The organism is Halioglobus maricola, from assembly GCF_009388985.1.
Classification (GTDB): Bacteria; Pseudomonadota; Gammaproteobacteria; order Pseudomonadales; family Halieaceae; genus Halioglobus; species Halioglobus maricola.
Genome location: NZ_CP036422.1, coordinates 3,300,805 through 3,320,404 on the forward strand (window position 1 = coordinate 3,300,805; position 19,600 = coordinate 3,320,404).

Genomic DNA, 19,600 nt, shown 5'->3' on the forward strand with positions numbered 1-19,600 from the left:
CGAATGAAATGAAGGATAAGGAAAAGCCTATCTATGAGAACTGAATTTCAGGTCGGAGCAGTACATGGTTACGAATATGCAACCGCAGGAGACGCCCCCTACAGTCTTCTTATCGCCCACGGAATAGGCGGTCACGGCGGCACCTACGACGTATTTTGCGAGCCTTTGTCTGCACGAGGGGTTCATGTTGTATCCATGGATCTTCCTGGGCACGGTTTGGCGCGGTGCAGAGATGGCGAGCGAGGCAACTTTCGTTTTTCTGATTGGCTGGAAGATATTGATGTGGCAGCCCAAGCTATGGTTGAAAAATTTGGCAAGCCTGTTTACGTGTTGGGCTCAAGTCAGGGAAGTGCTGCTGCCTTCCATTCACTTGCGTTCTCAGACGCTGTGACGGGCGCAGTGTGCATGAATATTATTTTGACCGAGGTAGAACAAAAAGAAGGTGATCCGCAATTTGAAAATTTTTCGATGATGCGCAGCAAAGATATGATCGAGTATGCCGAGAATGTCGGCGATAGCGAGCGCGTTGATCTGTCAACAGCAATAGATTGGAATAAGAACTACTCGGCGGATGACCCCGATATTCTGGCCAAAAAACAAGAAGATGACTTGCGTACCTGGAGCTATGGCATCGCCAGCATGATGAGCTACGCGAATTATCAGGCTCAGATTCCCGCAGCAGAAAATGCCAAGCCAGTCTTGTTAAGTTATGGCTCCGAGGATCCGTTCACCTCCTCTCGCTACATGGAAGCGTGTTTCAAAGCGATTGGTGGGCCGAAAGAGATGGCTGTCATTGATGGAGGCTCACATCAGTTGATGCTGTATCACACAGACGAGTACATTGAGATCATCGACAGCTGGATTCGATCGCAGGAGGCGTAGTGATATGAAGCTGGTACGAATCGGCCAGCCCGGTGCGGAGCGTGCGGGCATTATTGACGAGGCGGGAAGCGCTCGAGACTTAAGCTCGATTGTCGGTGACATTGACGGAACGGTATTCGCCTCATCGGTTATGGCTGAGTTGAAAGCGCTGGATCTCAGCGCGTTGCCGGTACTACCAGATGGCAGGTTTGGCCCCTGTATCACCGGGGTAGGAAAGATCATCTGCGTGGGGTTGAACTACTATGATCACGCGACAGAGTCAGGCTTCGAGGCGCCAAAAGAACCCGTATTGTTCATGAAAGCCTCAAGCTCGCTCTGTGGCGCCTATGACACTGTGGAAATGCCGGTAGGTGGTGAGAAGCTGGACTATGAGGTGGAACTGGGCGTGGTCATCGGCGCTACCGCCAAGAACGTATCAATCGAAGACGCCGCTGACTGCGTGGGTGGCTATTGTATTTTCAATGATGTGTCTGAGCGAGCCTTTCAACTGGAAGGTACTGGGCAGTGGTTGAAGGGTAAGAGCTGCGATACCTTTGGCCCTTGCGGCCCCTGGCTGGTTACTCCCGATGAAATCGAAGACATCGCTAACCTCGACTTAACGCTAAAGGTAAACGATGAGGTTCGCCAAAAAGCGAACACTCGCGATATGCTGTTTGGGGTGCCCGAATTGATTTCCTACATCAGCCGCTTCATGACCTTGCAGCCGGGTGATCTGATCGCCAGTGGTACGCCTTCCGGCGTTGCGATGGGTATGAATCCTTCTCGATATCTCAAGCCTGGAGATGCTATGGAATTAACCATAGATAGCCTCGGTCGGCAGCGTCAGGTCGTGACATAAATACTGCGTCAACTGCTACTTGCTCTCAAACTGCCAGAAAGCGTTCCGATCAGCACTGACGCTATAAACACTCCCACCGCGACTGGAATCAGAACAGGGCCAAAGCTCCCATATTTGTCATACGTGGAGCCAAACAGTACAGGACCGAATGCAGAGCCTATATAAAGTAGCGCCATAATAGAGCCAAATATTTTTGCATAATGCTCTGAGCCAAAAATGCGGTGTATCAAGTAGGACAACACATCAAACTCTACACCTGTGCCAAAACCAGCAAGCGCTATGGCCAGTAAGGTTATTGATACACTCAGGTCCGGTTGAGACAGAAGTATGAAGGCGATAGACAGCGACATAATCAAGGTTGAGCCAACGATACCCGGGTTGTACTTATCCAACATATAACCCCCGATAATACGCCCGATAACAACTGAAACCCCAAAAGTCGTTCCGGCTGTTACCACCAGCGCTGCATCTGCTCCACCACTCGCCAGAATGACTTCCATATTGGTGATCAAACCCGCTACTGCAAAGCCAATAGGTATGTAAGCAATGGCGATTGCCCAGAAGCGCCAGTCTTTAAAAGGCTTCTTTACCGGCACGTGAGGCGCGACCACAGTTCCATCTTCGTCTACGCGAACCGCCTTTACAATTCTGCTGGTGGGTTCCTTAAACCACGCGATAACCAGGGGAAAAACCACAACAAGGGGGATTATCCCCAGCACCACATAGGCACCGCGCCAACCAAGCTCAGCTATCAGTCCGGCGGTAGTCGGCTTTAGAATCGCTCCTCCCAACCCGGTACCAAGCAGTGTCAAACCGAGCGCAAGTCCGAGCCGGCGATCAAACCAGGAGGTGACCATCTTGGTCCAGGTGAGCGGCAAACTGCCAACAAATGCCAGCGCTGTAAGCACAGCCAGCATATAGTAGAAAACTATATTTTGAGACAGGAATGCGTGTAGAGCAATGCATAGAGACGTGAGAATGATCGAGAAAAGTGTCAGCCGACGAACGCCATACTTGTCGGATAGATAGCCCGCTAGAGGAAGGGCCAGAACGACGGTACCAATCGAGAATAGTGAGCCCAACTGAATAGATCCGTGAGACCAGCCAAACTCCTGAGAAAGCTGGGGTGCCAGCGCACCGATGGTGTAAAGCAAGATATTTGAGCCATTGAATGCCACACCCAGCATTGCCACTAACACTATCTTCCAACCCAGCTTGAACTCATTCATAAACAGCGACCACTTCCTCTTATTATTAGATAACAGCCCTACACTTCCATACCCCGTTCCTCTAACACTACTAGTCGCACGAGCGTCAGAAACACTATAATACACTAATGCATATATGGATTGATTGCCTGATCAGTAATAAAAGTGACACCCGATATAGCACAGCCATCGCAAGCGAAGAGCAAAGGAGTTAGAAAATGTTAGCCGGTCATTTCGCTGTGGGTTATGCGCTGAAGGCAGTAGAAAAAACAGTCCCGTTATGGGTCTTATTGGTCGCTGTTCAGTTTGTCGATATTTTTGCACAAATATTCATTTTTTTGGGTTTGGAGCGCATGTTCATCCCTGAAAATGCCACAAAGATAACCGACATTGTTATCTTTAACCCTTACACTCACAGCCTCATCAGCGTACCCTTTTGGAGCTTGCTGTTTGTCGCCATTTTCGCATTGTTCCGCCCAGTCAACTTACGCATTGCTGCAGTTCTGATCATCGCCGTTGCCTCACATTGGATACTGGATTTTGTAGTTCATGTCCCCGACCTGCCACTTAGCTTCAGTCCCGAAGAAAAGTTTGGCCTGGGCCTATGGAACTATCCACTGTTATCCGCTGCTCTTGAAACAGTGCTGCTACTGGCTGGCATTGCCCTCTGCCTCAAGGTTGTCGAATTCGGAGGATTGATAAACAAACTTCTTTTCTGGCTGCTGTGTACCCTACTTCTTCTTTTGGCGCTTTTCGGCTCTCACACTCAGCCACCAAGTACTATTGGCGAAGCTGTTGTTAAAGGTTTGATGCTGTACACCATCGTGCCTGCATTTGCATACTTCAGTGAAAAACGCATCCGCAAAAACAGTGTTTGAATAGCGGCATCTCGACCATAGCCCTCAATCGCAGTAGGGAGATTCCGAAGCCGCTTCTCTCAAAAGGTTTTTGAATACCTCTACTGGCTGCCCACCAGATGCCACGTTCTTGCCACTAATGAAAAAAGTGGGTACTGAGTGAATACCCATTGACGCACTCCTCTGTTGTTCTTTTCTGACTTGATCTGAATACGCGTCGGAAGTAAGTACTTTCGCGGCCTCTGTGCTGTCAAGGCCTACTGCGCGAACAATACTCAACACTGTCGCCTGATCGTACAGAGGCATACACTCTGAAAAGTGCGCCTGAAAAAAAGCAATACTTAACGAATGCTGTTTGCCCTGCTCTTTGGCCCAGGCTAACAATCGGTGCAAGTCAAAACTATTAAAAATACGGGACTCATCCGAAAAACTAAATTCAAACCCAACCTCTCGTCCTTTAGCAGCAATCATATTGCGCTGCTGCACAAATTGTTCGACTGGAATACTCGGATACTTTTCAGTCAAATGCTTGATGAAATTTTTCCCTTCTTTTTCATAGTGCGGGTTGATTTCAAAAGGCAGCCAGTTGATATCGGCCTCTATGTCCGGGGCAAGATCAGCCATGGCAATCTCCAGGCCTTTATAACCAATAATGCACCAGGGGCACATCACATCTGAAACAATATCAATGGATAATTTTTTCACCTAAGAACCTACTATTTGATCACTATATACGACTGAACTCGGCCAATACTGCTCGCGAGTTGATACTAGGAATCCATAATTGACTGGAAAAAGCCCGCATAAAGAGCAGATAAATCAGGACTTAGTGGATCAGGTCCCAGCTCTTTAAACCAGGTCACCACCTTCGATTTGAACCTCCAGCGCCCGTCGACATCTCGCACAATATCATCCGTATACTGGCCACTACCGCGAATCCTCCAGCCTTTTTCACCAAGCTCAATAACCATAAGCTGCGTGGTTGCCAGCGCGAAATCACCATCCACATTGATTACGGAATTCATTTGCAGGTGGCGGGTGCCACTAAGTGGTGGTGCTTCGGATTCTGCCGACAATGCGGCTTCCATTAACTGCAGAATTTTGGTTCGCGGAGTCAGTGTCACGCCACAGTCGGTAAACGAGCCATCCTCAACAAAGTGGTCAGCGTAACGTTGAGGGTCCCGCGGAAATGTGTCCACAACCTGACCATAACTGGCAATGAGGTTCCTGATTTCGTCAATGTCATTCATTTTCATATCACTTTTATGGACGATGCGTTTCGTCTATTTCCAAAGAACAAAAATATTGAACAGCTAAAAACTTCCATGAATCGCACTGACAGCAAGTGCAGACAATAGAAGCTTGATAACCCACACGTGTCTGGTCATATCAACCCTACGCCGGATGAGCGTGCCACAATATGAGCCCATAACTGCAGCAGCACTCATGCAAGCAATTGAGGGTGCGTAGTCGATAAACTCGAAGCCGACCGCATAGAATATGATGAGCTTCAGCAGATGGTCTGTGGTTACAAGAACCCCAATGGTAGACACAACTTGATGGTGATTCGTCAGTGTTCTCAGTAGTGCTGGCAACTGAAGTGAGCCGGTAGCGCCGACAATCAGACTTAGGCCAGCTTGGATCGCACCAAGAATCTGAAATGACTCGATTCTGGCCATAAGCGCTGAAAAGCTTGAACTCCATAGACTAATCAGAATATATGCCCCGATAATAGCGGGGGTCATTGTAAGATCCAGGTCACGCAGCAGCAGATATGCCGCCGTTATTCCAATACAGGCGCCGATCAAGTGGTCACGGACAATTGCCCAGTGAATTGATCTCCAACTGAATACTGCCAGGCTGGAATTACTGATCAACTGTACAGCGCTATGTACCGGAATTATCGCCGAGACAGGCAAAATATTTGGGAGTGTCGCCACCAGGATCATACCCCCACCAAACCCAAATACAGCCGCAATAGTCGAAGTACTTAACGTTATTACAGAAAGTATAGCGATATCGTCAAAAACCATGGAGACGGGTCTTTTCCTATAAAACTTAGTAAGCAGTGCTGGAGGGATAAACTTGACAGCTATAATGCACTAGTGCACTGTAGCTGTCTAGCTCCTGTAGTGCGGCTAAATAAGTTGTGCATAGCGCTGCAGAAAACAAAAAAGATACTTACTGCGGCTCACCAGCCACGTCCGCTCGGTCTGATAATTCGATGAAAAGCGAATCTCTGATTAGCTCCAATGAGACTGAACTCAAGCGCCCCTCATTACTGGTGATAGCGTGTGCACTTGGAATGTGTGTCAGTGTCGCGCCTCTCTATTTGACGTCTTTTTCGATATTTTTGTTACCTATTTCAGAGGAATTTGCTTGGAGCCGGGGACAGATGTCCGCGCTCTTCGCCGCCACCGCGTTTTCGATTGGCATAGCATCACCACTAGTTGGCCTGCTAATGAAGCGTCTTGGTATCCGTCGAGTCTTGCTAATAGGCGTCTTTTCGTTGTCAGCGTGTATTCTTGTCATATCACGCTTGCCTGGTAGCTTTCCTTTCTATCTCTTCATCACGACTCTTGTGGGTTTCGCCGGTGCCGCCACAAATACGTTCGTTTACGTCAGTATTTTGCCTCAATGGTTCACCGGTCGATTGGGCATGATGATGGGGATAGCAATGACCGGCATAGGCATAGGTCAGACCATTATGCCCGTACTCTCGCAGTTTTTGATCGAAAGCCTTGGCTGGCGAAACGCATATGCTTGTCTTGCATTACTTCCCATGTTGATCGCGTTGCCTTGTATTGTATTTCTCATCAAGGAAAAGCCTGCTCCTGCCATCCAAGACAAGTCCCAGCTTGAGCGGGAGCTCAGCCTTCGAAACATACTGACCTCCATGCCGTTCTTACTGCTAGGATTCAGCTTTCTCATAATCGCGGTTGTGGCGAGTGGCGTAGGCCTTCATACCGTACCCATTCTTATCGATCGTGGTCTCACACCGATGCAAGCAGCATCTATAGCAGCAGCCAGTGGCATCGCTGTCTTTGTCGGTCGTCTTGGTGCGGGCGTACTACTTGACTATCTTGGCGCGCGCATTGTGGGCGCAGGGATTTTTGCAGCAGCAACGTTGGCGCCATTATTGCTCACAAGCTACGCGCCCGAAATCTTGCTGTTTCTGGTTCCTGTACTCCTGGGGCTTGCGCTGGGAGCGGAGGGTGATCTTATGCCGTTTTCGGTCCGCAAGAGATTTGGTCTGGATAATTACAGTGTCATCTACAGCTGGTTATTCCTGATGTTTAATGCCGGGATCATGCTAGGCCCTTTGGTGATGGGCCTCTACTACGATTACGCCGCGGACTATAACGGCATACTTTTCGCCATCAGTGGGATGGTTTTCGTCTCGTATCCCCTATTTTGGGCTGCAATTGGTGGGCCTGAATCGGAACTTCCGGCGGAGCCCGTTACCAGAACAATATGACTTCAAAATTCTGACATAAGCTCACTCTACTGGTGTCAGTAATCCTCAAATCGCTACGATATATCTCATTACTCATTTTCCTTGGATCGAGCAATTAGCATTGATGACAACAGAATAACAAACCCCATCGTGAAGATCGTGATTAGCCCCATGCTGCTGTTGATATGATCCGTCTGCCAAGCGATGCCATTAGCATCGAATACTGTTGTATTTTCTTGTTTGTCGAGCGCCCTTAGCCCCTGATTCAGCGCCACCGAAGAATATGCGAGAACCACCGGATACCAATAGGACGGGAGAATCACCTTCGCACTTCGTAGGGCTGCGTCACTTTTCTCTCCCCTCGCAATAAACAGGGCAAACAGTTGAAATATTGTATAAACACACAGCAGCCAACCCATAAAATTGACAAATGGGACGCCAAAATAGTCTCCACCGTCTTCCCATGTCCAAAAGTTGTAAACAGTTGATGATTTGGGATCCATGACCACATCCCACATAACCATAACGAAACTGGCAACAACAGGGACCAAAATCCGCTCAGCTCCCCGGAGCCTCCGCCCCCAGGTCCCCAACAACACCTGGCCGATCATCCAGGAAAGGTAACCCATTCCAATGTAGGCTGGCGCTATTACCAGAGGAACATGGAAAAGCTTAGCGCCAAATTCATCGGTATAGGAATAATTTCCGAACGGAAACCCAGTCATAACACTCATGTTTTCATAGCCGTTACTGACAACAAAGCCAATCGCCAGGAATGCAAAGACCTCTATACCTGAATATATTCGCAGTCCATGGAGAATCATAAAGGAAGACAGCAGCAACACCATCCCAGGCGCGTTCAGTATCGGGGGTAGCAAATGAAAAACCATCAGAACTGAATGGATGACTAAGGCCCACCCCAGTATCCACAGTATTTTTCCTGATCGTAATTCAGATTGTGACTGCATTTAAAACTCTCCAAGCACTACACTGCTAATTTAAATAGTGAAAAGCTGGCTACTTCTCTTTACTGCTTTGATTTTTGCTCTGCTGCATGCTTACCCACGATGTAAGCGAAGGTCAGCCCTGGGCCCAAGGTCGTCCCCCCACCCGGATAAACGCCGCCCATGATAGAGTCCATTTCATTTCCACAGGTGTAGAGCCCTTCAATCGGCAGACCTCTCTCGGACAAAACCTGTCCATGGATATTGGCCGTCAATCCGCAAGCGGTTCCAATATCACCATGCTGCAATTTGACTGCATAAAAAGGCCCCTCGAGCGGCCTAAGACATTCGTTAGGCTGATGCCCTGGGTCGCCCATTAATCTTTGGTAGGCTGTTGATCCCTTTCCGAATTCCCTATCAATACCGTGAGCCGCATCGGCATTGAAGCCTTCAAGAGTTTCCGACAACTGATTCGCGGGAACACCGATCTCAGATGCCAGCGCTGCTATAGTCTCACCGTGTTTTAAATAACCTGACGCCAAGTGCTTTTTGTAAGGGATTGGCGCAGGCCTAACTGCTCCTAAACCAAATTTTTTCAACATGGTTTGGTCGCAGATTAACCAGGCGTGTTTGAGGCCATTGGCGATCATCGCCTCACCAAAATTGTGATACGAAATCGCTTCATTGGTAAATCGCAGCCCCTCTTCATTAACTGCAATTACGCCTGGCTTCGCACGATCAATCAAATTGGTATGCGGTACTACTGTCTCATCACCGTCAGTGACAAGGGTCACGGGCATCCAGAATGCGGCATTTGCTGAAACCGATATATCTTTGGCCCCAACTTTTACAGCGGCATCCTGTGCTTCACCGATATTTGCAGAACGTACCAAGGTATGATGCTCAGCACCGCCGCCCACATGAGGCATTCTCGCTGCTCTTTTTTCGGCACTTTGAGAAAACCCACCCGATGCCAACACCACACCGCGACGAGCGCCCAAGCGCATTTCCTGGCCCTGGTGCTCTACAACCAGGCCGGTGACAGCGCCATCTTCTTCAATTAAATCCGTCAGCCCGGTATTTAGTTTGAGTGGTATTTCGCGATCAAACACAGTCTTCGCCAATCGAGCCACCAGGGCCTGACCAAACAACAGGCGAGTACCGCGGCCATAGCGCAACAGGCTTACAATGTGATTACCGAGAAGACGGGTAACATACCAGAATGATTTTATTGATCGCGTGACGTTAAACAGATGAGGAAAGTCATCATGATTGACCATCAAGCCATTAAATAGGGTAATGTCCCCCAATGGTGGACAAAGATCTGCGAGGTGCGATTTCAGCTCACGCCCATCGTAAAGAGCAGCGTCCAAGGTCCGCCCACCCGTTGCAGCACCAGGCTTATCCGACTGGTAATCAGGCGAATAATCTCTATGTTGAAATCTCAGTTCTGTATTGCTCTCAAAAAAAGACACCATCTCCGGGCCTTTTTCCAAAAACGTCTGTATCAGCTCTGGCTTAAAGTACTCGCCTGCCAGCGTTTCTATATAGATATAGGCGGAGTCGTAACTGTCCTGCATACCCGCTGCACGCATCTTCGGATTATTTGGAATCCACGATGCACCACCGGAAATCGCTGATGTGCCGCCGTACTGACTGGCCTTTTCTATAATGAGCACATCGAGCCCACCCAGGCTGGCAGTAATCGCTGCAGCCATACCAGCTGCACCCGAACCAACCACGACTAAATCATAGACCTCGTCGTATTGCGCTTCCTGTGAGTTCAATGCATTGCCCGTGTCTTACTTGAGTTATTATGGCGGAGCTAACCCAACACAGTGTTTGGGTTAGCTCCGCAGGTTCAATTTAACCAAAGGGTTAACAAACAAATGTTATCGACCCTTAGTCGAGAATATCATTCATAAATTGACCTAACTTGTCGGCGTTTAGAGAATGCAGGCCCGCCATTCCGGTGTGAGTAAGACCACCATCAGCAAAGTAGTTAGTGCCTGTTATCCACTCCGACTCATCAGAAGCAAAATAGGCCACGATTGGGGCAATATCTTCAGGGGTCCCCATCCGATCAACGGCAAAGATTTGGTCGCGCATTTTCTTGGTTACGCTAACAATTGCTTCTGCATCTTCATAAGATATCCCCTGTCTCATTGCATTCGACGCAATGATATGCCGACCTTCAATTGAACCAAGCGCGAGACTATTAAAGCGAATTTTGTGGCAGCCAAATTCAACGGCAAGAGTTTTAACCAATGCCTGTAGACCACCCTTTGCAGCGCTGTAAGCAGATATATGTTTGATGCCAACATTAGCGGTCATGGAGGAACTGAACAAGACTGAACCAGACTTCTGCTCAATCATGGTAGGAAGCGCCGCACGAACTGGTAGCCACTGTCCGGTAAGCTCCAGTTCAAGACAGCGTGTCCAGAAATCCTTGTCCTGCTCCGATGCTTCAGCAACCCAAACATCGCCCGCATTTGCCCACACACAATCAATCCGGCCAAACGCCTCGTTGGCTTTAGCCGCCATCTCTTCACAGGCCTCCTCGGAACGGGTATCGGACACCAGCGTCACAACTTCGGCCCCAGCAGCCCGGCAGGCCTCTGCGGCTTCCATCAGCGGCTCTTCGCGTATATCGTTAAGAACAAGCTTGGCACCCTCTTCGGCGCAGCGCTTGACGGCAGCGGTACCAATCGAGCCGCCAGCACCTGTCACGATCATGACTTTATTTTCTAACCGTTTCATATGTGTTTTTCCTCAGTATCAATTTTTCGAATTAGATATTGTCTAAAACTTGTTGAAAATGCGTTTCTTAGTGTCGAGGAAATTGTGTTTTCGCACTTATTTACTCCCCACAAACATCTACCATTCACCGGCACCACGTCCACCACAGACAGGCAAGCTAAGGCCCGTGGTAAACGAAGCCTTTTCATCTGCGAGGTATAGAACGGCATAAACCACATCATCAACCAACCCCAGACGCCCTACCGGGTGTCGATCAGTAGCGAGTTGAACTACTTCCTCTTTGCTCTTTCCAAACGCGGAAAGTAGCTCTTGTGTCTCTGCAAACATGTCAGTATCGATAGTGCCGGGCTCTATCGCATTTACGCGTACTGGAACCTGTAGCCTGGCGAACTCCAGTGCCGCAGTTTGGGTGAGTGATGTCAAAGCCGCTTTACTCGCTGCATAAGCGCTAAAAAATGGCACTCCACCGCTAGCCGCCATTGATGAAATATTGACGACTGAAGCCGCTGGTTCCTCAGCACTTCGCTTGGAAAGCAGAGGCAGCAGAGTCTGTATCCCTGTATAAGCTCCACCCAGATTCACGTCCATTACCTGACTGAACTTCGACCATGGCGTGTCAGAAATAAATCCAAAATCGTTGCGACCGGCACAATTTACCAGCACATCAACCCGCTGATCCCTTGCATCAATCGCATCTCTCAATCCAATCCAGCCCTCTTCGCTGGTAATGTCCAACTGCCTGAACTCGGCATTACCCCCGTCATCCGCCAGGGATTGAGTAACCGCATGGCCCTGATCTTCATCGCGATCTGTAAGCCAGACAAAAGCCCCCTGGCTGGAAAATGCTTTTGCAACAGCGGCACCAATGCCGTTTGCGGCACCTGTTACGACGACCGTTTTTTGGGAATTTACTGTATTGTCGTTCACATTTTCTCCTAGAGCATAAAACCGCCTGATTCTAGCGACCTGGAACTAAAACGCCGCTATCAGAAATTGTACTGGGCATTGAAAAATACCTGCCTTGGTTTATCGACGTTCGACCAGAAACCACCTGGATACTGAGGAACGCCACCCCCATGGTTGACTGTTGTCTCGTCGGTGAGGTTTTTGCCTACAATAGAGAGCACCCAGGCATAATCCTCACTGGCTAATTCCACGAGCATATTAAATTTGTAAAACGAATCCTGGACAAGGTAAGGATCGTTTTGGCCAGAAAAATAGAAGTCATCGCTGAAAACAACATCGCCGCGGATTCCAGCCTGCATACCATTGCTTAAACTCCAGCGATAATCTCCGTACAAATTCCCCGTCCACTCGGGTGCAAAACGGAGCTTATCCCCCGCTGCATTTCGAGTATTAGTAGCGAGATCGCAATCATCTTCTACCGCTATCCCTGTAGAGCAATTTGCGCCAGGGTAATCATCGTATGTGGCGTCCAGATAGGCTAGAGCACCACCTAGCTCGAGCTCTGAAGTTACCGCAAAGCGAAAGTCTGCTTCTACGCCTTGTGACTTCGCTTCGGCGGCGTTCCCAAAGGTTATGCTGTTGGTTTCAACATTAAGTCCGCTCACCTGTAAATCGTCAAATTCGGAATAAAAGACTGCAAGATTAACGTTGAACCTGCCATCCATTAGAAAACTCTTTACGCCCAGCTCGTAACTTGTCGCATATTCGGGGTCATAGACACTGGTGCTCTGGTCGGGTGCCAGATTATTGAAGCCTCCCGCCTTGGTAGCCTCGGTATAGGACCCATACAGCATCGTGTCATCAGAGACGTCCCACTGTAGGGAAACACTGGGGTCCGTACTCGTTTCACTGACGTTTGTCTCATCTAGATCCGCAGTAGTGAACGGAACACTTCCGAAAGCGTCCAGTATTAGCTGGTTAAAAGGCGAATCGACCAGGAAAGTCGGTTGGCTTGAATGAACAGGCCTGTCTTTTGACTCATCTGTATAGCGAACACCCAGATTGAGTCGCAAGGCTTCGTTGATATTCCAGGTAAGCTGAGCAAAGGCAGACCAAGCCGTTGTCTCCTCTTTAAAATGTCGATCGTTATAGAAATCTGCAAAAGCCGGAGCTCCGAGCTCCGTCAATTTAAACAGTGTTCTGAAACCATCTTGCTCGATCGTGCGATCCATATAGAACAGCCCCAGAACATAATCGACCGTTTCACCACCTGGCGAGACAAGGCGAAACTCCTGGGTGTACTGACTAAGCTCATCACCACCATTACCTTTGTCACCCTGAAATGTAAGCCAATCTGCCGGCGCTACCGATTGCGCGTAATACTCCTCCTGCTCGTAAGCTGAGTAGCCGGAAATACCGGTAAGAGTACCCATACTTCCCACATCCCAATCAAATTGAAAGGTCGCGGATTCGGATTCAATAGACGCGGACAACTCTTTGTTGGTCACTTCAAGCCTAGTTTCATCGTCGCTTAAATCAAGCCGGTAGCCATTAGAAACCACGCCGTTATCGATAAAATCAAAATTGGGGTCGCGGGCCTGCCAGTCTGCAAGAACAAGCGCCCCTTCCGCGCCAGGCTGAACACCCAATGGAGCAAAGTGCTGGCCGTCGATATCTCTGTTTGAAGCCTCCAGCTTTCCGAAGAATGACAGTGAGTCCGTTGCATCCCAAACCATGCTTAAGCGCAAGACATCGACCGTGTTGGTATTCTGGTCACTAGCGCCTTTCAGGATCGTTCCATCAGAAGAAAGTCGCGTATTGGTGTCCAGCCAGCCGCCCTCCTCGGTGTATTGACCTGTTAATCTCGCATAAAAGTTTTCAGTCAAAGCGCCTGATACAGCACCTTCAACGTAGTACCCCTCATTTTCGAATTCATAACCGCCGCGGACATAGCCCTCGGTCTCTGCTGCAGGCCTTTTCGTGTGAATAACCACAGCACCTGCAACTGAGTTTTTTCCTGCCAATATACCCTGAGGCCCTTTCAACACCTCTACCCGCTCTATATCCAGAAAAGGCGCATTGAACTGATAGCCACGACTCACATAGATACTATCAATATACATACCAACAGATTGCTCGGCTGCCGTATTGCTGGCCCCAGTTCCCAAGCCTCGAATCGTCATATAGCTTGGGCCGGAGGCATTCGAGAAAGTGACATTGGTCAATTGTTCTCCGAGGTCCTGCATTTCAAAGACGTTCTCTCTGGCCATAGCCTCACCAGAGACAGCCTGAATCGAAAGGGGAGTATCGGACAGCGTTTCCACACGCTTTTGCGCGGTCACGATGATCTCTTCAAGCGCAAGATCGGCCGCGTAAGCGGCGTAGGGTGCGCACAGTGGCGCGCAAGAAAGGAGCGGGATAGCAAATGCGGGCTTGAGTTTGAATCGGTTCATAATAGTTCCTCTTATCTTTATGTTCCTATGCGGTGCGGCGGCAGAAACAGGTGAATGTCAGGTATCTCATCAACATTAGTCATTGACGGACGGTCAGTGTGCCACCGCCTAAAAAGTGCACTAGTATAAACTATAGAGACAAATATGCACTAATGCAAGGACTGGATCTGCGAGTTGGCTCGGAGCATGCAGGCCTGGTGCAAGCCCTCCTGCTTCAGAGCCGTGAGGCTGTCAGTCTATAGAGAGAAATGGTCAGTCCAGCAGCAGTTATGCGGTGAGCTTGACAGCATAAATGCACTAATGCATATTTATTGTTTTGGTATACTTCGTCCCGCGGAGCAAGTATGGAAAATGATAACAATGAGCCGTTACCGATCTACAATTTCGGCGGAAAAGTGGCGCTTGTCACAGGTGGTGCCTCTGGTATCGGGGCGGCAGCCGCCAGGCGCTACGCGCAGAGTAACGCCAAGGTTGTGGTAGCTGATATTGATGCAGCGGCGGCTGCGCGCTATGCCGATGCGCTTGTCGCAGAAGGTGGGAGCGCAGTGGGGTTTGGCTGCGACGTAGGTGATGAAGGTCAGGTGGAAAGCCTAATGGCCTTCGCGGTAGAGACATTCGGTGGTCTCGATTATGCGTTTAATAATGCCGGTATTATTGGATTCGAAGGTAATCCAACGGGGCAATTCACAACAGAAAACTGGACAAAGACTCTTGGTGTTAACCTGTCGGGCGTCTTCAACTGCCTCAAGCATGAGTTGGCGTATATGGCTGGGCATGGCGGCGGCACCATTGTTAACAACAGTTCATCAGCGGGCCTGTTTGCTGCTCACGCTGGCGCGGCCTACGGAGCCACCAAGCACGGGGTGATCGGTTTGACGAAAACTGCGGCCAAGGAATATCTGGGCAAGAATATCCGAGTCAACGCCATCTGCCCGGGTGGCGTGGCCACTCCTCTTCTGGAGGGCATGGCTGGTATGCCAATTCCTGCAACTGCACCTGGTGGTGAAATGCCCCCGATTGCTTCACCTGAACAAATTGCCGAGGGCGTTATGTGGCTCAGCTCACCTGCCTCTGCTTTTGTTATCGGCCAGGCATTATTGATCGACGGGGGCATGTTTCTGTAGCCGGATCAGCGGGGTAAAATTTTAACTGGCAGCTTTGGCTGATTTTCTGGGGAAGGTATATGGAACGATATGGAAAAAGTTGTGTTCTCAGAAATTCAACTCGCCTGATTCGCCTTGTATAGCTGGAAAATACAGAATCTCGCCGATTGCCTGCACCTAGTCGGCGGTAATGATTCTTGAAGTGTTTAGCCGTGATAAAACTGATGTTTATCGAAAGAGTTCCAGCAGATTCCGCGTATCAACCATTAATAATCGGGTAGGCTTCATCGACAACCTTATTGACCAGTGCCTCTACTTTGCGCATAGATTTACTAATAGATTCACCCTTGAGCAAACCCTGGGTGAACCACTGCTCACTCGCTATTCGAATAATTAGTGAGGCCTGTCCGGCCAGGATACGGGCCCGGATGCTCTTATCCCTACCCTTTAGCCGCCTGGCTATCTCCTCAGCCAAAAGTAATTCCCATCTTCCCATCAGCGACCACTGGGTGGACTTCATACCCAACCTCAACTGCCGGGCAAAACGCCGCCTGTTAACCGAGCTGCGGCGCTTGCTGTCGGGATTGGAAAAAAAACTCTCATTCATATGCTCCATGGCCAGCAGTGCAGCCAGCAGCGGTTCCTCCGAATCAGGCCTGGCACGGAACTCCGCCATGTGGTTGTCACAAATCGCGCGAAAATCCAGCATAAGGACATCGGCTTTGCCGGTGAAGTGGTTGAAGAAAGACCGCCTGGAGACACCCGCCTTTGCTACGATAAGATCGACAGTGGTCGCTTCATAGCCACCTCCTTCATACCCTCCTAGTTCAGCAAACAGTTCGTCTGCAGCAATAATCATTGCTTCTCGCGCTTTAGATTTCCGTAAGGTATTGCCGGTCGATGCTGTGTCAGATTTTTTTTTGGACTTGGATTTTGCCATTTTAATTCCAGTTTCGAGGCGCAAACAGGCGTGTACTCGCAAAGAAAGAAAAGTCTTGAATTACTATGAATAATCCAATTCTCCACTATCTTTTACCGAATTGCACCCGCACCGTAATCATTGAGCACTAGCCAGTCAAACAGCACGCAACCCAGAGCGCCGACACCCCCTACCCTAGCACGCCTCATTTACCCTACGGCAGCATTGAAGCGCAATACCAATAACTATGACCGAGTGGTAAACGGAAGCATCCGCACCAGAACCCCATCATTGTCTACAAAATGGTGCTTCAGCGCGGCCCAAATATGGATTAGCAGAAGAGCGACAATGGTCCAGTAGATGCCTTTGTGGAAACTCAGGAGTACGTCGTGCATAGAGTCAGCCACGAGATCGAAACAATAGTATTCGTCAGCCTGGTGTTACCCTTCACTCTGATCTTCCCGGGATCGCCTCTCAGGGAAAAGAACGTTGACAGGACCGTGTTCAGGGATAGCTCAGTCCAATTCCATAAACGCCAGAATTTGCTGCAGCGTCTCTTCCGGATGCACCGCAAAGGCTGCTACATGCGCCCCCCAATCTTTCCTCCATGCCAATTCCGGGTGCGAGGGTTCTATCCCAGGAGCCTCCCAGTAATCCACAAGCGTGTTTTCAGATCCAAAAGCGCGGGCATACGAAGCGAGAGTGACAGGATCTGAAGGATCCACAATCAGCAAGGTAGGCGTTGTAATTGAGTTTCGATAACTGAAGGGTTGCTTTTCCTGCCCAGTAGCATCGAAGAAAGTCACTGCAGACCAGATGGACAAAGCAAACGTGGCGGGGGGAACGCCGGTCTCTGCCGCAGCGCCCCGCGCCAAGGCGCTGTCGGTATCGAGTAGTGGGTCGAGGAGGATCAGGCCTTCAACGGCCTCAAAATCAGCTTCGGCGTAGATCAGTGTGGCGCCACCCATGGAAATACCCATGGCGTACAGTGGCACTTCGGGTGCCTCGGTTTTGGCCCATTGCAGGGCTGCCAATGCGTCATACCTCTCGGCCCGCCCAAGTTTCAAGCCGTTCCCGTCATTGTCGGATCTCCCATGATTACGAAGATCGATGGCCAGCACTGATATCCCCTTTTCGACCAGCGCCTGGTAGAAGCTCAGCGCTTTAAAGAAAGAGGAGTTTCTGTCAGAGCTCCCGCCGTGGATAAACACCAATGTCGCCTTGGCCCTGGGCGCTGGAATCCACCAGCCTGAAAGTGCCAGCGGCTGATCGGAGGGCGAGAGCGTTATCTCTTTGAAGTCCAGGTCGTAGTCCGCCGGCGACTCTCCGTTGATGATGTGCGGTGGGTATAGCAAGGCCTTCGGCACAGCCACAAGAAAGCCATACGCCAAACCGGCGACGACAAAAAGGAGAATGAATTTCAGTATTTTCACGAAGAAACCGAATTGCAGTGGGTAAGGTATTCTAGCGTATGCTTGGACAGAAACTCCCCAGTATTCCTAAAGAGCCACCACCTGACACCACCCCTTTCTATTTATCAGTCCAAAGCTTGGCGCAACGTTTTCGCTCTTCTATCTGGGCCGTCATGACTCCAACCGGGCGCGTACACCAGATACCTCAACTTGTCTCGCCAAAGATTGGCCCGCTTCACATCCCTGATAATCGACTGATATTCATGCAACAGCACGTGCAGGGGGCGCTGCGACTCCAGGTTGTGCGTTAAACCATAAACGGGTGGTTCATCAGACATCTCCTTGGAAAAGGTACCCAACAACCTATCCCAAATAATCAGTGTGCCAGCGTGATTGCAATCGAGGTAACGCACATTGGATGCATGATGCACACGGTGATGAGACGGCGAATTGAACACAAACTCAATTGGTGCAGGCAGGCGTTTCACCAATTCAGTGTGCAACCAGAACTGGTAAAAGAGACTAATGCTCATCATGGTGAACACCATTAGCGCGTCGAATCCCAGCAGAGGCAGAGGAAGCCAAAATAGATACTTGTGAACGCGCTCACCCACACCCTGTCGCAAAGCGGTGGCGAAATTCATCTTGATAGCTGAATGATGATTGACGTGGCCCGCCCAGAACCAGCGCACCTCATGGTTAGCTCGATGCATGCAGTAGTAGGTGAAGTCATCGAGAACAAAAAGCAAAGCCCAGGCCCACCATTGGCGGCCGACAACATCCTTAAGGGGGCTCATTTCGTGCAGATAGAAGAACACGTAGAATGCAGCGAATTTTGGCAGGAGGTCTGCAACAACGACATAAATCATCATCCAAAAAGACGCTATGGTGTCGCTCTTATCGTGCAAATCCAGCTTGTTGCGGCGAGCGTAGATGAGCTCCAGCAGGAACGCGAGCAGAAAGATCGGCAGGAACCAGTAGATGAGATCATCCTGCTTATACTGTTCCAAGATTTCATTCATCAGTGAACCCCGAATTTTGAGCAAAACTGTAGCTGAAATGCGACATCCCGATCAAGCTGATGACTCAACATCTATCGGCTACGCTCAACCTGCACTCTAAAGCCGGCTCTCTAGCCAGGCCGATATTCCAACAAGTCGCCAGGCTGACATTCCAGGTATTCACAGATTGCGGTAAGGGTTTCAAACCGCACACCCTTTACCTTGCCGCGTTTAAGCAACGACAGGTTTGCCTCGGTGATCCCGATCGCTTGCGCCAGTTCCTTGGAGCTCATTTTGCGCTGGGCGAGTACAACATCGAGATTGACGATAATGGGCATCAGACGAAACTCTCGTTTTCTTCCTTGATACCTTGAGCCCGCTTCAGGATATGCACGATGAGAAGCAATACCATCAGCTCGGTCAATGTACCTAAATCGAGCGTGAGTGCTGCGTCAACCTCGTCACCCCCGCTGGCCGCCAGCGATGCGAACACCGGCAGGAGCAGGTTGTAAAAGAAGCTGATGACTTTCAGCCAGACCAGCCAGAGATAACAGACCATGACATCGTCTGTGAAGAACCGTCCCATCTGGTAGGCGCCGAACAGGCGTTGCAGCCAGTAGACACCCAGCAGGAACAGAACAGCAACAGGTGCAACCAGCAGCGAAGCTGCCGTCGTGGAAACTTCGCCGGCTTCCACCTGCGCCGCCAACTGGTCGTCGCCAAGCGTCACCCACGATTGCCCCTCAGTGATAATAGCCAGCCCCACTGCCGCGGTAATCGTCAAGCCAACAGCGATGACCAGGTAGCGAAATACCTTGCTGATGCCCTGAATTCTTTTGCTTGATGCCATCACCGGCGCC

At 49.9% G+C, this 19,600-nt stretch carries 19 protein-coding genes; 5 read left to right on the plus strand and 14 right to left on the minus strand.

From position 1 onward, the window contains the following. Positions 1 to 33: 33 nt before the first annotated feature. Complete coding sequence (locus EY643_RS14945; protein WP_153239980.1) at positions 34 to 882, plus strand: alpha/beta hydrolase; 849 nt, start codon at positions 34 to 36, stop codon at positions 880 to 882. A gap of 4 nt (positions 883 to 886) precedes the next feature. Then, complete coding sequence (locus EY643_RS14950; protein WP_153239981.1) at positions 887 to 1,720, plus strand: fumarylacetoacetate hydrolase family protein; 834 nt, start codon at positions 887 to 889, stop codon at positions 1,718 to 1,720. A gap of 8 nt (positions 1,721 to 1,728) precedes the next feature. On the opposite strand, the gene EY643_RS14955 is transcribed toward EY643_RS14950, so the two are convergent. Beyond that, entirely contained in the window at positions 1,729 to 2,949 is a 1,221-nt protein-coding gene (locus tag EY643_RS14955) for an MFS transporter (protein ID WP_153239982.1), read from the minus strand. Positions 2,950 to 3,146: 197 nt separating this feature from the next. Here EY643_RS14955 and EY643_RS14960 point away from each other — a divergent pair, with 197 nt between their 5' ends. After that, positions 3,147 to 3,806 carry a hypothetical protein gene (locus EY643_RS14960; RefSeq protein WP_153239983.1) on the plus strand — a complete coding sequence of 220 codons (660 nt, stop codon included), beginning with the start codon at positions 3,147 to 3,149 and terminating at the stop codon, positions 3,804 to 3,806. A gap of 24 nt (positions 3,807 to 3,830) precedes the next feature. Here EY643_RS14960 and EY643_RS14965 read toward each other — a convergent pair whose 3' ends face one another. The 3 genes from EY643_RS14965 to EY643_RS14975 form a co-directional block, all read right to left on the minus strand. Beyond that, positions 3,831 to 4,490 (minus strand): DsbA family oxidoreductase, encoded by a 660-nt coding sequence (locus EY643_RS14965; protein ID WP_153239984.1) that lies wholly within the window; start codon positions 4,488 to 4,490, stop codon positions 3,831 to 3,833. A gap of 65 nt (positions 4,491 to 4,555) precedes the next feature. Beyond that, the gene (locus tag EY643_RS14970) at positions 4,556 to 5,041 is read right to left on the minus strand and encodes a nuclear transport factor 2 family protein (protein ID WP_153239985.1); all 486 of its coding nucleotides are present in this window, start codon (positions 5,039 to 5,041) and stop codon (positions 4,556 to 4,558) included. Positions 5,042 to 5,098: 57 nt separating this feature from the next. Then, the gene (locus tag EY643_RS14975; protein WP_153239986.1) at positions 5,099 to 5,818 is read right to left on the minus strand and encodes a sulfite exporter TauE/SafE family protein; all 720 of its coding nucleotides are present in this window, start codon (positions 5,816 to 5,818) and stop codon (positions 5,099 to 5,101) included. Between the two features lie 272 nt (positions 5,819 to 6,090). Between EY643_RS14975 and EY643_RS14980 the strand changes: the two genes are divergently transcribed. After that, positions 6,091 to 7,263: an MFS transporter gene (locus EY643_RS14980; RefSeq protein ID WP_240732911.1), complete on the plus strand. Its 1,173-nt coding sequence runs from the start codon at positions 6,091 to 6,093 to the stop codon at positions 7,261 to 7,263. A 68-nt stretch (positions 7,264 to 7,331) separates the two neighbouring features. Here EY643_RS14980 and EY643_RS14985 read toward each other — a convergent pair whose 3' ends face one another. The 5 genes from EY643_RS14985 to EY643_RS15005 form a co-directional block, all read right to left on the minus strand. Then, complete coding sequence (locus EY643_RS14985) at positions 7,332 to 8,210, minus strand: carotenoid biosynthesis protein (protein WP_153239988.1); 879 nt, start codon at positions 8,208 to 8,210, stop codon at positions 7,332 to 7,334. 59 nt (positions 8,211 to 8,269) lie between these two features. After that, positions 8,270 to 9,973 (minus strand): FAD-binding protein, encoded by a 1,704-nt coding sequence (locus tag EY643_RS14990; RefSeq protein ID WP_205743083.1) that lies wholly within the window; start codon positions 9,971 to 9,973, stop codon positions 8,270 to 8,272. 115 nt (positions 9,974 to 10,088) lie between these two features. After that, positions 10,089 to 10,946 (minus strand): SDR family NAD(P)-dependent oxidoreductase, encoded by an 858-nt coding sequence (locus EY643_RS14995; RefSeq protein ID WP_153239989.1) that lies wholly within the window; start codon positions 10,944 to 10,946, stop codon positions 10,089 to 10,091. Between the two features lie 117 nt (positions 10,947 to 11,063). Next, positions 11,064 to 11,873 (minus strand): SDR family NAD(P)-dependent oxidoreductase, encoded by an 810-nt coding sequence (locus EY643_RS15000; RefSeq protein ID WP_170287416.1) that lies wholly within the window; start codon positions 11,871 to 11,873, stop codon positions 11,064 to 11,066. Between the two features lie 59 nt (positions 11,874 to 11,932). Then, a complete protein-coding gene (locus tag EY643_RS15005) occupies positions 11,933 to 14,305 on the minus strand; it encodes a TonB-dependent receptor (RefSeq protein WP_153239991.1) in 2,373 nt (790 codons plus the stop codon). A gap of 344 nt (positions 14,306 to 14,649) precedes the next feature. Between EY643_RS15005 and EY643_RS15010 the strand changes: the two genes are divergently transcribed. Beyond that, a complete protein-coding gene (locus tag EY643_RS15010; RefSeq protein ID WP_153239992.1) occupies positions 14,650 to 15,429 on the plus strand; it encodes an SDR family NAD(P)-dependent oxidoreductase in 780 nt (259 codons plus the stop codon). A gap of 238 nt (positions 15,430 to 15,667) precedes the next feature. Here EY643_RS15010 and EY643_RS15015 read toward each other — a convergent pair whose 3' ends face one another. From EY643_RS15015 to EY643_RS15035, 5 genes are all read right to left on the minus strand, one after another. Beyond that, a complete protein-coding gene (locus EY643_RS15015) occupies positions 15,668 to 16,267 on the minus strand; it encodes a TetR/AcrR family transcriptional regulator (protein WP_170287417.1) in 600 nt (199 codons plus the stop codon). A gap of 575 nt (positions 16,268 to 16,842) precedes the next feature. Then, positions 16,843 to 17,760 (minus strand): alpha/beta hydrolase, encoded by a 918-nt coding sequence (locus tag EY643_RS15020; RefSeq protein WP_170287418.1) that lies wholly within the window; start codon positions 17,758 to 17,760, stop codon positions 16,843 to 16,845. Between the two features lie 104 nt (positions 17,761 to 17,864). Continuing rightward, complete coding sequence (locus EY643_RS15025; protein ID WP_153239995.1) at positions 17,865 to 18,761, minus strand: sterol desaturase family protein; 897 nt, start codon at positions 18,759 to 18,761, stop codon at positions 17,865 to 17,867. Positions 18,762 to 18,871: 110 nt separating this feature from the next. Next, positions 18,872 to 19,078 (minus strand): helix-turn-helix domain-containing protein, encoded by a 207-nt coding sequence (locus EY643_RS15030; RefSeq protein WP_153239996.1) that lies wholly within the window; start codon positions 19,076 to 19,078, stop codon positions 18,872 to 18,874. Then, positions 19,078 to 19,590 carry a DUF2975 domain-containing protein gene (locus EY643_RS15035; RefSeq protein WP_153239997.1) on the minus strand — a complete coding sequence of 171 codons (513 nt, stop codon included), beginning with the start codon at positions 19,588 to 19,590 and terminating at the stop codon, positions 19,078 to 19,080. Before EY643_RS15035 ends, EY643_RS15030 begins: the two co-directional genes overlap by 1 nt. Positions 19,591 to 19,600 lie beyond the last annotated feature (10 nt).

Coding starts and splice junctions, on each gene's coding strand:
- EY643_RS14970 (WP_153239985.1), bottom strand. CDS start 5,041: ATGAAAATGAATGACATTGACGAAATCAGGAACCTCATTGCCAGTTAT.
- EY643_RS14985 (WP_153239988.1), bottom strand. CDS start 8,210: ATGCAGTCACAATCTGAATTACGATCAGGAAAAATACTGTGGATACTG.
- EY643_RS15015 (WP_170287417.1), bottom strand. CDS start 16,267: ATGATTATTGCTGCAGACGAACTGTTTGCTGAACTAGGAGGGTATGAA.
- EY643_RS14945 (WP_153239980.1), top strand. CDS start 34: ATGAGAACTGAATTTCAGGTCGGAGCAGTACATGGTTACGAATATGCA.
- EY643_RS15035 (WP_153239997.1), bottom strand. CDS start 19,590: ATGGCATCAAGCAAAAGAATTCAGGGCATCAGCAAGGTATTTCGCTAC.
- EY643_RS14980 (WP_240732911.1), top strand. CDS start 6,091: ATGTGTGTCAGTGTCGCGCCTCTCTATTTGACGTCTTTTTCGATATTT.
- EY643_RS15030 (WP_153239996.1), bottom strand. CDS start 19,078: ATGCCCATTATCGTCAATCTCGATGTTGTACTCGCCCAGCGCAAAATG.
- EY643_RS15025 (WP_153239995.1), bottom strand. CDS start 18,761: ATGAATGAAATCTTGGAACAGTATAAGCAGGATGATCTCATCTACTGG.
- EY643_RS14955 (WP_153239982.1), bottom strand. CDS start 2,949: ATGAATGAGTTCAAGCTGGGTTGGAAGATAGTGTTAGTGGCAATGCTG.
- EY643_RS15010 (WP_153239992.1), top strand. CDS start 14,650: ATGGAAAATGATAACAATGAGCCGTTACCGATCTACAATTTCGGCGGA.
- EY643_RS15005 (WP_153239991.1), bottom strand. CDS start 14,305: ATGAACCGATTCAAACTCAAGCCCGCATTTGCTATCCCGCTCCTTTCT.
- EY643_RS14960 (WP_153239983.1), top strand. CDS start 3,147: ATGTTAGCCGGTCATTTCGCTGTGGGTTATGCGCTGAAGGCAGTAGAA.
- EY643_RS14995 (WP_153239989.1), bottom strand. CDS start 10,946: ATGAAACGGTTAGAAAATAAAGTCATGATCGTGACAGGTGCTGGCGGC.
- EY643_RS14950 (WP_153239981.1), top strand. CDS start 887: ATGAAGCTGGTACGAATCGGCCAGCCCGGTGCGGAGCGTGCGGGCATT.
- EY643_RS14975 (WP_153239986.1), bottom strand. CDS start 5,818: ATGGTTTTTGACGATATCGCTATACTTTCTGTAATAACGTTAAGTACT.